Genomic DNA, 14290 nt, shown 5'->3' with positions numbered 1-14290 from the left:
TCAGCGCCTTGCGGCGCTCACCGGCTCAGCTTATTGGCAAGCTTCGCAATCCGGCTCGTCAATCGCGCAAGCCTTTGGCACTGGAGCGGGACCGGCCGGAGCTGCCAGAACCGAATCATCACCATGGTTGCCGCCGCTGGAAACAGCGTTCAGCTTGCCGGTGTTGATGGTCGACTTCTCGGTGCTGGTCGCGGCCAGGGCACGGAGGTAGTAGGTGGTTTTCAGACCACGGTACCAAGCCATGCGGTAGGTCACGTCGAGTTTCTTGCCCGATGCGCCGGCGATGTACAGGTTCAGCGACTGGGCCTGGTCGATCCACTTCTGACGACGGCTGGCCGCGTCAACGATCCACTTGGTGTCCACTTCGAACGCGGTCGCGTAGAGCTCTTTGAGTTCTTGCGGGATGCGCTCGATCTGCTGAACCGAACCGTCGTAGTACTTCAGGTCGTTGATCATGACCGAGTCCCACAGACCGCGAGCCTTGAGGTCGCGAACCAGGTACGGGTTGATCACGGTGAATTCGCCCGACAGGTTCGATTTCACATACAGGTTCTGGTAGGTCGGTTCGATCGACTGCGATACGCCAGTGATGTTGGCGATGGTCGCGGTCGGTGCGATGGCCATGATGTTGGAGTTACGAATGCCTTTCTGTACACGGGCGCGAACCGGTGCCCAGTCCAGGGTTTCGTTCAGGTCAACGTCGATGTACTTCTGGCCGCGTTGCTCGATCAGGATCTGTTGCGAATCCAGAGGCAGGATGCCTTTGGACCAAAGCGAACCGTTGAAGGTCTCGTACGCGCCGCGCTCGTCGGCCAGGTCGCAGGAAGCCTGGATCGCGTAGTAGCTGACCGCTTCCATCGACTTGTCTGCGAACTCGACGGCAGCGTCGGAGCCGTAGGCGATGTGCTGCAGGTACAAAGCGTCCTGGAAGCCCATGATGCCCAGACCTACCGGACGGTGACGGAAGTTGGAGTTCTTCGCTTGCGGCACCGAGTAGTAGTTGATGTCGATCACGTTGTCGAGCATGCGCACGGCGGTGTTCACGGTGCGTTGCAGCTTGGCGGTGTCCAGCTTGCCGTCGACGATGTGGTTCGGCAGGTTGATCGAGCCCAGGTTGCAAACAGCGATTTCATCCTTGTTGGTGTTCAAGGTGATCTCGGTGCACAGGTTCGAGCTGTGAACCACGCCGACGTGCTGCTGCGGGCTACGCAGGTTGCACGGGTCTTTGAAAGTCAGCCATGGGTGGCCGGTTTCGAACAGCATGGACAGCATTTTGCGCCACAGGTCTTTGGCCTGGATGGTCTTGAACAGCTTGATCTTGCCCGGGTACTCGGACAGCGCTTCGTAGTACTCGTAACGCTCTTCGAAGGCTTTACCGGTCAGGTCGTGCAGGTCCGGTACTTCGGATGGCGAGAACAGGGTCCACTTGCCGTCATCGAAGACACGCTTCATGAACAGGTCAGGGATCCAGTTGGCAGTGTTCATGTCGTGGGTACGACGACGATCATCACCGGTGTTCTTGCGCAGCTCGATGAACTCTTCGATGTCCATGTGCCAGGTTTCCAGGTAGGCACACACAGCGCCTTTGCGCTTGCCACCCTGGTTAACGGCTACAGCGGTGTCGTTCACGACTTTCAGGAACGGAACAACGCCTTGCGACTTGCCGTTGGTGCCTTTGATGTACGAACCCAAAGCACGGACAGGCGTCCAGTCGTTGCCCAGGCCACCGGCGAATTTCGACAGCATGGCGTTGTCGTGGATCGCGTGGTAGATGCCCGACAGGTCATCCGGAACGGTGGTCAGGTAGCAGCTCGACAGCTGTGGACGCAGAGTGCCGGCGTTGAACAGTGTTGGAGTCGAGGCCATGTAGTCGAAGGACGACAACAGGTTGTAGAACTCGATCGCACGGTCTTCTTTGTTCTTCTCTTCGATCGCCAGGCCCATGGCCACGCGCATGAAGAAGATCTGCGGCAGTTCGAAACGCACGCCATCCTTGTGGATGAAGTAACGGTCGTACAGGGTTTGCAGACCCAGGTAGGTGAATTGCTGATCACGCTCGTGGTTGATCGCCTTGCCCAGTTTTTCCAGGTCGAAGGTGGCCAGCACAGGGTTCAGCAGTTCGAACTCGATACCTTTGGCGATGTAGGCCGGCAGGGCCTTGGCGTACAGGTCGGCCATTTCGTGATGGGTGGCGCTTTCGGCGACTTCGAGGAAGTTCAGGCCTTCGGCACGCAGGGTGTCCATCAGCAGGCGGGCGGTCACGAACGAGTAGTTCGGCTCACGCTCAACCAGGGTACGGGCGGTCATCACCAGAGCGGTGTTGACGTCGGTCAGGGCCACGCCGTCGTACAGGTTTTTCAGGGTTTCGCGCTGGATCAGGTCGCCGTCGACTTCTTCCAGACCTTCGCAGGCCTCGGTGACGATGGTGTTCAGGCGGCCCATGTCCAGCGGCGCCAGGCTGCCGTCGGCACGGGTGATGCGGATCGACGGGTGCGCGTTGACCGCTTCTTCGGCCGGCGCGTGGGCAGCGCGTTCTTTCGAACGGCCGTCACGGTAGATCACGTAGTCGCGAGCGACTTTCTGCTCGCCGGCACGCATCAGGGCCAGTTCGACCTGGTCCTGGATTTCTTCGATGTGGATGGTGCCGCCCGAAGGCATGCGACGCTTGAAGGTCGCGGTGACTTGTTCGGTCAGGCGGGCAACGGTGTCGTGGATTCGCGACGAGGCGGCAGCGGTGCCGCCCTCAACTGCGAGAAACGCTTTGGTGATAGCGACGGTGATCTTGTCATCGGTGTAAGGAACGACAGTGCCATTGCGCTTGATCACGCGCAGTTGACCAGGCGCGGTAGCTGCCAGATCCGAATTCGAATCGGCGGCCTGCGGCAAGGTGCCCTGCGGGTTCTCGCGAGTTGTGTCGGTTTGCATGGGGGATTGTCTCCACATTCTCTATGTTTGTTTGAGCACCATCATGGTGCTCACCGTTCTGTCCCGAAGCACTACAACCGACGAGCGTCGGCCTAACAACTTCGGAGCAGTAGGAAAAAGGCTACATCGCCGCGTCCCTGCCGAAGTTTTGGTTGCGAGCCTGCGCTCGAACCGGATTCCTTCCCGGGTGACAGTAATGACTGCAACACCCATACCGTTCTTTGCCATTTGGAGCTAAAAAAACGGTGCCATCCGCAAGCGCGGTTTGGGCTTCGAAAAACTTGTTTCGTTCAACCCGAAACTTGCCATAAAGCGCTTGAGTTTCAGGTCTGAAATGTGGTTGGGCGTTTCAGTCGAAAACCCCATATGTAGGGTCTCCGTTTTCGCCGTGCTACAAGATAATGCGTTTCAGGGGAGGAATGCAACGGACAGCCTGTGGATAAACCTGTGCGTAAATTGTGTAAGAAAGCAGGAATTCACGTGTAGGCCGCGAACCCACTGAGCTAGACCGTTTGTCACTGTTCTTTCAACCGGAAAAACGCTTCAGCGGATTTTTAAGGGCGCGAACCCTATCACAAAAAACCGCCTTGTCCGAACGCATTTACCGACTTGTGTTCTGGCTGTACGCCGTTTATACAATCGGCCCATGCGCAGGCATTCTTATCCTCCAGAAAGATGACAAAAAGACCGGAGGATCCCTTCTTTTATTAGTAAACCTGGCAAGCAGAGGTCACCCGTGGAGCAACAAGCCTTTCAGGTATTGATAGTCGAGGACGATCAGCGTCTGGCCGAACTCACTCGCGACTACCTGCAAGCCAATGGATTGCGCGTCGAAATCGAAGGCAACGGTGCGCTGGCGGCGGCGCGGATTATCCAGGAACAGCCGGATCTGGTGATCCTTGATCTGATGCTGCCCGGTGAAGATGGTCTGAGCATTTGCCGCAAGGTGCGTGACCGTTATGACGGCCCCATCCTGATGCTCACCGCGCGCACCGATGACGCCGACCAGATCCAGGGGCTTGATCTCGGCGCCGACGATTACGTGTGCAAACCGGTGCGCCCACGGCTGTTGCTGGCGCGGATTCAGGCGTTGCTGCGACGCAGTGACACACCGGAGCCGAGCGCGGAAAAAAGCCGCCGTCTGCAATTCGGCCCGCTGGTGGTCGACAACGCCTTGCGCGAAGCCTGGTTGAGCGACAACGGCATCGAACTGACCAGCGCCGAGTTCGACCTGCTCTGGTTGCTGGTGTCCAATGCCGGGCGAATCCTCTCCCGCGAAGAAATCTTCACGGCGTTGCGCGGCATCGGCTACGACGGCCAGGACCGCTCGATCGATGTACGTATTTCGCGCATCCGCCCGAAAATCGGCGATGACCCTGACCATCCGCGCCTGATCAAGACCATCCGCAGCAAAGGCTATCTGTTTGTCCCTGAAGCCTGCGTAGACCTGACGCTGTGAACTCGATCTTCCTGCGCATCTACGGCGGCATGTGCGCCGCGCTGATTCTGGTGGCGGTGCTCGGCGTGCTGGCGCTGAACCTGCTCAACCAGGTGCGCAGCGAGCAATACCGCGAACGGCTGGCCCATGGCACGTTCTCGCTGATGGCCGACAACCTGCAACCGATGAACCAGACCGAGCGCCATCGTGCGCTGCTGGTGTGGGAGCGTTTGCTCGGGATTCCGCTGGCGCTGAAGAAGTTTGCCGAAACCGATCTCGACCTGACCCAGCGCACCCGCGTGCTGCGCGGTTCGGCGTTGGTGGAGCAGACCGGCCCGCACGCGGCGAAGGTTTACCGACTGGTCAGTGACAAAGAACAGTTGGTGCTCACGGGCGAGGTGCAGCAGATCAGTGAGCAATTGGCTCGCGCGACTATTTACCTGTTGGCCGATGAGCTGGTGCGCGTGCCAGTGGCCGAGCAGCCCAAGCGGTTGGCGCAGATAAAGGAAGACAAGGGCTTCGGTTTCGATCTGCGTCTGGTCACGGTGAACGACGCCGATATGGACGAAGACCAGAGCCGTCGCGTGGCCGAGGGCGACACGGTGATGGCGTTGGGCAAGGGGGGGGATTCGATCCGGGTGTTTGCCGGCATGGTCGGCACGCCGTGGGTGCTGGAAATCGGTCCGTTGTATCAGATGAATCCGTATCCACCGGAGTGGCTGGTGTTGATCGCTGCGCTTGGCCTCAGTTTGATCGGTCTGATCGTTTATCTATTGGTGCGCCAACTGGAGCGGCGCTTGCGCGGCCTCGAAGCGGCGGCCACGCGGATCGCCAAGGGCAGTCTGGAAACCCGCGTGCCGGCGCGCGGTGCCGACTCGGTCGGGCGGCTGGCTTCCGCGTTCAATGGCATGGCGGAGCACTTGCAGCAATTGCTGGCGATCCAGCGCGAACTGGTGCGCGCGGTGTCCCATGAGTTGCGCACGCCGGTGGCGCGGTTGCGTTTCGGCCTGGAGATGATCGGCTCGGCGACCACACCGCAAGCGCTGGAAAAGTACCGTGAAGGCATGGATCACGACATCGAAGACCTCGATAAGCTGGTCGATGAAATGCTCACTTATGCACGACTGGAGCAGGGTTCGCCGGCGCTGACATTTCAGCGCATCGACCTTGATGCGCTGGTCAATCAAGTGATTGAAGAGTTGGCGCCGCTGCGTGCCGAGGTCACGGTGCAGCGCGGCTTGTGCCTATCTGCTGCCGATAACGACGACGCCTGGGTCGAGGCTGAGCCGCGTTACCTGCACCGGGCGCTGCAGAATCTGGTGAGCAACGCCATGCGCCATGCAGGCTCGAAGGTCACGGTGAGTTATCAGGTCGGCCAGTTGCGTTGCCGGGTGGACGTCGAGGACGACGGGCCGGGTGTGCCGGAAGTGGCGTGGGAGCGGATTTTCACGCCGTTTCTACGGCTGGATGACAGCCGCACGCGGGCGTCAGGCGGGCATGGATTGGGGTTGTCGATTGTGCGACGGATCATCCATTGGCATGACGGCCGGGCGATCATTGGCAAGAGCAAAAGTCTGGGTGGGGCTTGTTTCAGTTTGAGTTGGCCGAGAAATCAGGAGCGCCGCTGAGCCCCGCAGTGGCTGGACGATAGCTTTCGCGAGCAGGCTCGCTCCCACAGGTGAAATGCATTCCAAATGTGGGAGCGAGCCTGCTCGCGAAGAGGGCTGCACAGGCGCCGAAAATCTTCAGGCTTTGATGCTGACCAGACTCAACAACTGCCCATCCTGCACACCAAACTGCGCATCCAGCTCCGTCCCGTTGCGCCATTCACTCGACAGATCCGTCAACAGACGCAACCGCACCTCACCCTGTTCAGTCCACTCCAGCACTTCGGCGTGCTCAAAGTAAAAGCGCTTCTGCACGATCGGGTACAGCGCCTTGAACAAACTCTCTTTTACCGAAAACGTCAGCGTCACCCACAGCGCCAACTGATCCCGAGAACCCGCCGCCATGCGTTGCATCTCCGGCGGCGTGAGGATTTCCCCGGCCAGTCGTTCGGCACGTTCGGTATTGAGCAGGTTTTCCAGATCCATACCCAGACCGCGCCAATGTTGCTTGTTGGCGACGATCGCCGCCGCGCGGCCGGTGCTGTGGGTGATCGAGCCGCAGATGTGCGCCGGCCATACCGGCGCGCGATCTTCGCCAATCGCCGGGATGACGCTGCTGCCTTCGAGTTGCTGCAACGCCGCGCGGGCACAGATTCGACCGGCGAGAAACTCCGCCTGCCGCTTGGCCACCGAACGCTGGATGCTCGGCGGTGGCTCGATGGCGCTGCGTCGGAAGTCATCGCCGAGCAGTTGTGACGGATCGAAATGGGTGCTGAGCAGCACCGTGTCAGGCAACACCGTTGGCAACGGCCAGTGGGCATCGAGCGGGGTGCAGCAGGCGGGGAGGGCAGGCGTTGGATTCATGGCGGGCATTTTGCCGGTTAGCATCAAAACTGGGTAGAGGCACACACCTGTAGGAGCTGCCGAAGGCTGCGATCTTTTGATTTTGATTGTTAAAAACAGGATCAAAAGATCGCAGCCTTCGGCAGCTCCTACAGGGGCATTGCGATCCAATGAAGATTTTTGATCGCGCAGGTTTTGGGTCAGCCAAATATTGTCTGGAAGAACGCTTTCATATCCGCCCAGGATTTTTCATCGGCAGCCTTGTTGTAGCCGATGTCCGGGCCACCGTGCTCACCATGACCCAAGCGATCGGCGTCCGGATTGGTAAAACCATGCTTGGCCCCATCCAGGCTGACGAACTTGTAGTCCGCCCCGGCCTTGTCCATTTCCGCTTTGAACGCGCTGACGTTTGCGGGTGTGACCATACTGTCCAGTGCGCCATGCTCCACCAGAATCTTCGCTTTCACACTGCCGGGCGTGGCCGGTGTCTTGGTCGCCAGTGCGCCGTGGAAACTCACCACGCCCGCCAGTGGCTCACCCTGTCGCGCGGCATTCAGCACCACGGCGCCGCCGAAGCAATAACCGATGGCGGCGAGTTTGTTCACGTCGGTCTGCGGTTGTTTCTTCAACAGATTCAGGCCGGCCTCGAAGCGCTTGCTGGAAGCGGCCGCGTCCTGCGTCGCCGCCTGCATGAACGCCATTGCATCTTTCGGGTGCTCGGTGTTCTTGCCTTCGCCGTACATATCAATCGCCAATGCGCTGTAGCCGAGTTCGGCCAGATCCCGCGCGCGGCGCTTGGCGTAATCGTTCAGGCCCCACCATTCGTGCACCACAACGACTCCCGGGCGCTTGCCTTTGATGGCGTCGTCGTAGGCGTAGTAGCCGATCAGCTTGGTGCCGTCGGCACTCTGGTAGGGGATTTCTTCGGTCTTGATCGCTGCCTGGGTGAGGCTGCTGACGGCCAGCAAGGTGAGGGCGAGGAACAGGCGCATGGTCGTTGTCCTTATCGAAAAGTGGTCAGAACAGCCTAGTCGATTTGGTTCAGGTCAGGTTCAGAGAGCGTTCAGGGTCGGTACAGGGGAGGGTCAGTAACCTTGCGCCATACCTAAACAGCACTGTGAAAGAGGAAATACCCATGACTCGTTTAAACAAACTGCTGCTGGCAATGACCGTTATGAGCGCCAGTATCGCGGCCCAGGCCGACACCACTTCGAACTTCGCCGGCCTGACCTTCGGCCAGACCAGCAACAAAATCGACAAATCCCATGCTCTGAACAACAACCTCGATCACCCTAACGCCACCGGCGCGATCGACGGCAACAACACCTACGGCGTACGCCTCGGTCAGCAAAACTCGCAAGGTCGCTACTACGCCACCTACGACAACGTGTCCGGTTCGCACAATGGCATTAAACTGCGCCAGGAAAACCTGCTGGGCAGCTACGATCTGTTCTACCCGGTGGGCAGTACCACCAAACTGTTCGGCGGTGCGACGGCCGGTCTGACCAAACTGACCCAGGAGTCGCCAGGCTATAGCCGCGACAGTGACATCGGTTACGCCGTCGGCGGCCAGTTCGGTGTGTTGCAGCAAGTATCGCAAAACACCTCGGTGGAACTCGGTTACCGTTACCTGATGAGCAACGCCAGCACCGAGATGAGCGAACGCGGTGGCAGCAAGCAAGGCTCGCTGGATCTGAACAGCAGCGCGCAGACTTACCTGTCGGCCAACTACAATTTCTAAGGAGTTGCCGCCAAATTCAATGTGGGAGCGAGCCTGCTCGCGAAGCGATGTGTCAGTCGACATCTTCATTGACTGACTCACCGCTTTCGCGAGCAGGCTCGCTCCCACAGATGTGTAGTCGGAGATGTTTGATTTGCCCGGGAGAGCAATATGAAACTGTTGGTCGTCGAAGATGAAGCGCTGTTGCGCCATCACCTGCAAACCCGTCTGACGGAGAGCGGTCACGTGGTCGAGTCCGTGGCCAATGCCGAGGAGGCGCTGTATCAGACCGGACAGTTCAACTTTGACCTGGCGGTGATCGACCTTGGTCTGCCGGGCATGGGCGGCCTCGACCTGATCCGTCAGTTGCGTTCGGGCGGCAAGACCTTCCCGATCCTGATCCTCACCGCGCGCGGCAACTGGCAGGACAAGGTCGAAGGTCTGGCTGCCGGCGCCGACGATTACGTGGTCAAACCGTTCCAGTTCGAAGAACTCGACGCGCGCCTGAATGCCTTGCTGCGTCGCTCCAGCGGCTTCACCCAGTCGACCATCGTCGCCGGCCCTCTGTTGCTCGATCTCAATCGCAAGCAAGCGAGCCTCGACGAGCAACCGCTGGCGCTGACCGCCTACGAATACCGCATTCTTGAATACCTGATGCGGCATCACCAGCAGGTGGTGCCCAAGGATCGCCTGATGGAACAACTCTATCCGGATGACGACGAGCGCGATCCGAACGTGATCGAAGTGCTGGTCGGCCGCTTGCGCCGCAAACTCGAAGGCCCGGCAGGGTTCAAGCCGATCGACACCGTGCGTGGCCTCGGCTACCTGTTCAATGAGCGCTGCACTTGATTCGTTCCCTTCGCGTCCGTTTGATGCTCGCCGCCACTACGTTGGCGGTGTTGTTCATGCTCGCCTTGCTGCCGGCGATGCAGGGCGCGTTCAGCCTCGCGTTGCAGGACTCGATCGAGCAGCGTCTGGCGTCGGACGTCACCACGCTGATTTCTGCCGCACGCATCGAAAGCGGCAAACTGGTCATGCCCTCGCAGTTGCCGGATGAGCGTTTCAACCTTACCGACTTCCGTCTGCTGGGTTACATCTACGACCGCGAAGGGCATCTGGTCTGGCGCTCGAAAGCCACTCAGGAAGAGCAGATCAACTACAAGCCGCGCTACGACGGGCTCGGTAATGAGTTCGCGCGGATTCGCGAGAGCAACGGTCAGGAATTCTTCGTTTACGACGTTGAAGTGAAACTGCTCGGCGGTAAGAGCGCGGCATTCAGCATCGTCGCCCTGCAACCGGTGCGCGAGTACGAAACCACCCTCGAAGGCCTGCGCGAGAATCTGTATCTGGGCTTTGGCGCAGCCTTGCTTGTGCTGTTGGCGCTGCTGTGGATCGGCTTGACCTGGGGTTTGAAGGCCTTGCGCCAACTCAGCCAGGAACTCGACGAAATCGAGGGCGGCACCCGCGAAAGCCTCACGGAAAAACACCCGCGCGAATTGCTGCGTCTGACTGGCTCGCTCAACCGCTTGCTGCTCAGTGAGCGCCAGCAGCGCAGCCGTTATCGCGACTCTCTCGACGACTTGGCCCATAGCCTGAAAACGCCGTTGGCGGTGTTGCAGGGTGTCAGTGAGGACATGGCTCAGCGGCCCAAAGACATCGATCAGGCGTGGGTGCTGCAAAGTCAGATCGAACGGATGAGTCAGCAGATCAGTTATCAGCTGCAACGGGCGAGTTTGCGTAAAAGCGGTTTGGTGCGACATCAGGTGCGGCTGCGTCCGGTGCTGCAAAGCCTGTGCGATACGCTGGACAAGGTGTATCGCGACAAGCGTGTGCAGGTGGCGTTTGATCTGCCGGAGCATTGTTATGTGCCGATCGAGCAGGGTGCCTTGTTGGAGATGATGGGGAATTTGCTGGAGAACGCTTATCGGCTGTGTCTTGGGGAAGTGCGCATTAGTGTGCGTGAGACGCTCGCCGGGGTTGAGTTGTGTGTTGAGGATGATGGGCCGGGGGTGCCGCCGGATCAGCGGGCGCGGATTCTTGAGCGCGGTGAGCGTTTGGATCGGCAGCATCCGGGGCAGGGGATTGGGTTGGCGGTGGTCAAGGACATCATCGAAAGCTATAACGCCAAGCTGACCTTGGGCGATTCACCGATGGGCGGGGCGGCGTTTCGGATTCATTTTCCGGCTGTGTGATTTGGTTTTGGGTGTATATCCGTTGCTGCGGGTGTTGCTGATTAGGGTTCCGCCCTTACGGCGGGTCACTTTTGGCAAACGCCCCAAAAGTAACCAAAAGGTCTGTGCCCTGACGTTCGGCCCCTCGCTGAGGCTCGGGGTTCCTTCGTTCCGGGATTGATCCGGGCGCATCGCCTCCGGTTTGCTTCGCTGCACCTCCTCTCGATGTGTTTGGCTGCGCCAAACGGTCGCTTCGCTCCCACCCCCGGATCAATCCCTCCACTCAGCCTACCGACGGGCTTTAAGATCAAAAGCGGTACTCGAGCTAACGCTCATTGTGTTGAGTGGTGCGGCTTTGCCGCTTGGGTTGTACGCAGTTAAAACTGTAGGAGCCAGCCTGACAGCCGACCAATCTCTGGCAGGTGCACCCATTCCAATTGTAGGAGCTGCCGAAGGCTGCGATCTTTTGATCTGTTTTGGCTTTGGCTTTGGCTTTGGCTTTTGATCTTGCTCTTGATCTTGATCTTGCTCTTCAGCCCATCGGCAGGCCGAGCGAAGGTGTTCATCCGGGGGTAGGCGCGCAGCGCCGTGCGGCGAAGCCGCATACATCGAAAGGAGGTGCAGCGAAGCAAACCGGAGGCGATGCCCCCGGATGGACACCGTAGCGAGGGAACACTGAGCCTAGGCGAAGTGCCGTACGTCAGGGGGCAGCCTTTTTGGTTACTTTTTCGGCGTCTGGAAAAAGTGACCCGCCGTAAGGGCGGAACCCTAATCAGCAACACCCGCAGCAACGGATATACACCCAAATCCAAATCCAAATCCAAATCCAAATCCAAATCCAAATCCAAAACTCAGAAGGCGGGATCTTGAAGCCGCCTCACTGCTCCTGCGCCCGATAAGCCCCCGGCGTCAGCCCCGTCCACTTCTTGAACGCCCGGTGAAACGCCGACGGTTCGGAAAACCCCAACTGCTCGGCAATCTGTTGCAACGACAGATCCGCCCGCCCCAAATGATAGATGGCGATATCCCGCCGCAGTTGATCCTTCAGCTCCTGAAAACTGGTGCCTTCGTCACGCAAGTGCCGGCGCAGGGTCTGTGGGCTGATGTGCAGATGAGCGGCCACCGCTTCCAGATCCGGCCAGCGCGCACTGTCGCGGCTGAGCAAGCGGCGCAGGCGACTGCTGAGGCTGTCGCCATCATCCGGGCGTGACAGCAAGTCAGCGGGGGAGCGTTCGAGGAAGTGTTTGAGAGTGCGTTCGTCCTGCAAAAGTGGCATGTGCAAGTAGCGGCTGTGGAACAGCAGGCTGCTTTGCTGCGCTGAAAATTCCAGAGGGCAGGGGAATAGCAGATCGTATTCAGCGCCATGCGCAGGTTTTGCATAGCTGAAGGTTGCCTGCTCCAGACGGATTCGCTGGCCGATCAGCCAACTGCCGAGGCGGTGCCAGATCACCAGCAGGCTTTCGCTGAGAAAGTGATCCGGGTCCCATAACTGCGAATCGTCGAGGCTCAGGCGCACCCATTCGTCTTCGCGGGTGAGGCTCAAGCGGGGGGCTTCGGGGAATAGGCTATAAAACATTAAGCCGCGTTGCAGGGCCTTCTCCAGATTGCGGCAGTGAATCGAGGCATGGCACATCATTGCGAAGCTGCCGGGTTTGCTCGGTGCCTTGCCAAAACCGAGGTATTCGTCGTCCAGCGCCAGCCACAGGCCCTGGATCAACCGGGTGAACTGCTCCGGGGCGATGCGCGCACGAGGCTCATCGAGCAATTCAGGGCTGATTCCCAGTTGCTGCAACAGGCCCGCGTAGTCGAACCCCAGGCGGCGTGCGCCACCGAGGGCGGCACGGGCGAAATGACTGGCGATGGTGCGTTCGCGCATAAGCGGCAAATCCTTCCTCAAGCGCCGGATGGTAGCCGTGGGTGGCATGGGCAACAAGGCGGATTTCCGCCAAATTGTAGGACGAGACTCGGTGAGTTGGCGGAAATCCGCCATACCTGGGTAACCGGACGGTGACACAAATGAACCTGTAGTACCTGATATCAAAAGGCTGGCAGTGAATTGCACCAATGTGGCACGAGGTTTGCGATAAGAGCGACAGAAGCGTGCGTTTATCCCTCAGGAGAAAGCGCCGTTCCAACAACAAATCCCTCCAGTGCAGGAGGGTTCGCAATTTAAGGTTTCGCGGACAACAGATGGATGTTGCCCCGTGGGACTCTTGAGGAAATTTGCAATGACGACTCGTCAGCCACTCTACAAATCCCTGTACTTCCAGGTGATCGTTGCAATCGCCATCGGCATTCTGCTCGGTCACTTCTACCCACAGACCGGTGTGGCCCTCAAGCCGCTGGGTGACGGGTTCATCAAACTGATCAAAATGGTCATCGCCCCGATCATTTTCTGTACCGTTGTCAGCGGCATCGCCGGCATGCAGAACATGAAATCGGTGGGCAAGACTGGCGGCTACGCGCTGCTGTACTTCGAAATCGTTTCCACCATCGCCTTGCTGATCGGTCTGGTCGTGGTCAACGTCGTGCAACCGGGCGCCGGCATGCACATCGACGTGACCACCCTGGACGCTTCGAAAATCGCCACTTATGTGACGGCCAGTAAAGACCAGAGCATTGTCGGCTTCCTGCTTAACGTGATCCCGAACACCATTGTCGGTGCATTCGCCACGGGCGATATCCTGCAAGTGCTGATGTTCTCGGTGATCTTCGGTTATGCCTTGCATCGCCTGGGCTCCTACGGCCGACCGCTGCTGGACATGATCGATCGCTTCGCCCACGTGATGTTCAACATCATCAACATGATCATGAAACTGGCGCCACTCGGTGCGTTCGGTGCCATGGCGTTCACCATCGGTGCCTACGGTGTCGGCTCGCTGGTGCAGTTGGGTCAGTTGATGATCTGCTTCTACATCACCTGCGTGCTGTTTGTGTTGGTGGTGTTGGGTGGGATCTGCCGCGCGCACGGTTTCAGTGTTTTGAAACTGATTCGCTACATCCGCGAAGAGCTGCTGATCGTACTGGGCACTTCGTCCTCTGAATCGGCACTGCCGCGCATGCTGATCAAGATGGAGCGTCTGGGTGCGAAGAAATCGGTAGTCGGTCTGGTGATTCCGACCGGTTACTCGTTCAACCTCGACGGTACCTCGATCTACCTGACCATGGCGGCTGTGTTTATCGCTCAGGCGACCGACACCCAAATGGACATCACTCACCAGATCACCCTGCTGCTGGTGCTGCTGCTGTCCTCCAAAGGCGCTGCCGGTGTCACCGGTTCGGGCTTCATCGTGCTGGCGGCCACCCTGTCGGCCGTAGGTCACTTGCCGGTGGCCGGTCTGGCGCTGATCCTGGGTATCGACCGCTTCATGTCCGAAGCCCGCGCGCTGACCAACCTGGTGGGTAACGCCGTTGCGACCATCGTTGTTGCCAAGTGGGTGAAAGAGCTGGACACCGATGTACTGCAAGCCGAACTGGCTTCTGGCGGTCGCGGTATCTCTGATGAGCGTGAAGAAGACGACCTGGGTGTGGCTGAAGGCCCAACCCCGAGCAATGTGAAGTAAGCATCGCTTGAAAGAAAAAACCC

Annotated in this window: 10 protein-coding genes; 6 read left to right on the top strand and 4 right to left on the bottom strand. The window is 59.1% G+C overall.

The window, feature by feature from the left end; all coding sequences use genetic code 11:
• Nucleotides 1-30 precede the first annotated feature (30 nt).
• The gene (locus ACA074_RS20445; protein WP_187680891.1) at nt 31-2925 is read right to left on the bottom strand and encodes a ribonucleoside-diphosphate reductase subunit alpha; all 2895 of its coding nucleotides are present in this window, start codon (nt 2923-2925) and stop codon (nt 31-33) included.
• 736 nt (nt 2926-3661) lie between these two features.
• Between ACA074_RS20445 and ACA074_RS20440 the strand changes: the two genes are divergently transcribed.
• Nucleotides 3662-4384: a response regulator gene (locus ACA074_RS20440; protein WP_489878958.1), complete on the top strand. Its 723-nt coding sequence runs from the start codon at nt 3662-3664 to the stop codon at nt 4382-4384.
• Nucleotides 4381-5991: an ATP-binding protein gene (locus ACA074_RS20435; RefSeq protein ID WP_187680893.1), complete on the top strand. Its 1611-nt coding sequence runs from the start codon at nt 4381-4383 to the stop codon at nt 5989-5991. The genes ACA074_RS20440 and ACA074_RS20435 overlap by 4 nt, the downstream gene beginning before the upstream one ends.
• Nucleotides 5992-6108: 117 nt before the next feature.
• Here ACA074_RS20435 and ACA074_RS20430 read toward each other — a convergent pair whose 3' ends face one another.
• Together ACA074_RS20430 and ACA074_RS20425 are read right to left on the bottom strand one after the other, a co-directional pair.
• Nucleotides 6109-6834: a 4'-phosphopantetheinyl transferase family protein gene (locus tag ACA074_RS20430; protein WP_497677677.1), complete on the bottom strand. Its 726-nt coding sequence runs from the start codon at nt 6832-6834 to the stop codon at nt 6109-6111.
• A gap of 179 nt (nt 6835-7013) precedes the next feature.
• A complete protein-coding gene (locus ACA074_RS20425) occupies nt 7014-7805 on the bottom strand; it encodes a dienelactone hydrolase family protein (protein WP_497615147.1) in 792 nt (263 codons plus the stop codon).
• Between the two features lie 143 nt (nt 7806-7948).
• Here ACA074_RS20425 and ACA074_RS20420 point away from each other — a divergent pair, with 143 nt between their 5' ends.
• The 3 genes from ACA074_RS20420 to ACA074_RS20410 all read left to right on the top strand — a co-directional run bounded on the left by ACA074_RS20420 (nt 7949) and on the right by ACA074_RS20410 (nt 10725).
• Nucleotides 7949-8554, top strand: a complete 606-nt coding sequence (locus ACA074_RS20420; RefSeq protein WP_401271223.1) for a hypothetical protein — start codon at nt 7949-7951, stop codon at nt 8552-8554.
• A 150-nt stretch (nt 8555-8704) separates the two neighbouring features.
• A complete protein-coding gene (locus ACA074_RS20415; protein ID WP_042560510.1) occupies nt 8705-9382 on the top strand; it encodes a response regulator transcription factor in 678 nt (225 codons plus the stop codon).
• The gene (locus tag ACA074_RS20410; RefSeq protein ID WP_401271220.1) at nt 9379-10725 is read left to right on the top strand and encodes an ATP-binding protein; all 1347 of its coding nucleotides are present in this window, start codon (nt 9379-9381) and stop codon (nt 10723-10725) included. The genes ACA074_RS20415 and ACA074_RS20410 overlap by 4 nt, the downstream gene beginning before the upstream one ends.
• Before the next feature lie 856 nt (nt 10726-11581).
• Here ACA074_RS20410 and ACA074_RS20405 read toward each other — a convergent pair.
• A complete protein-coding gene (locus tag ACA074_RS20405) occupies nt 11582-12580 on the bottom strand; it encodes an AraC family transcriptional regulator (protein WP_497615146.1) in 999 nt (332 codons plus the stop codon).
• Nucleotides 12581-12932: 352 nt separating this feature from the next.
• Here ACA074_RS20405 and ACA074_RS20400 point away from each other — a divergent pair, with 352 nt between their 5' ends.
• Entirely contained in the window at nt 12933-14267 is a 1335-nt protein-coding gene (locus ACA074_RS20400; protein ID WP_497677676.1) for a dicarboxylate/amino acid:cation symporter, read from the top strand.
• The last annotated feature ends 23 nt before the right edge of the window (nt 14268-14290 follow it).

The sequence above is a fragment of the Pseudomonas sp. LBUM1655 genome (genome assembly GCF_059716085.1).
The sequence above is the reverse complement of the archived record's forward strand: the minus strand, read 5'-3'. Positions and strand labels throughout refer to the sequence as shown.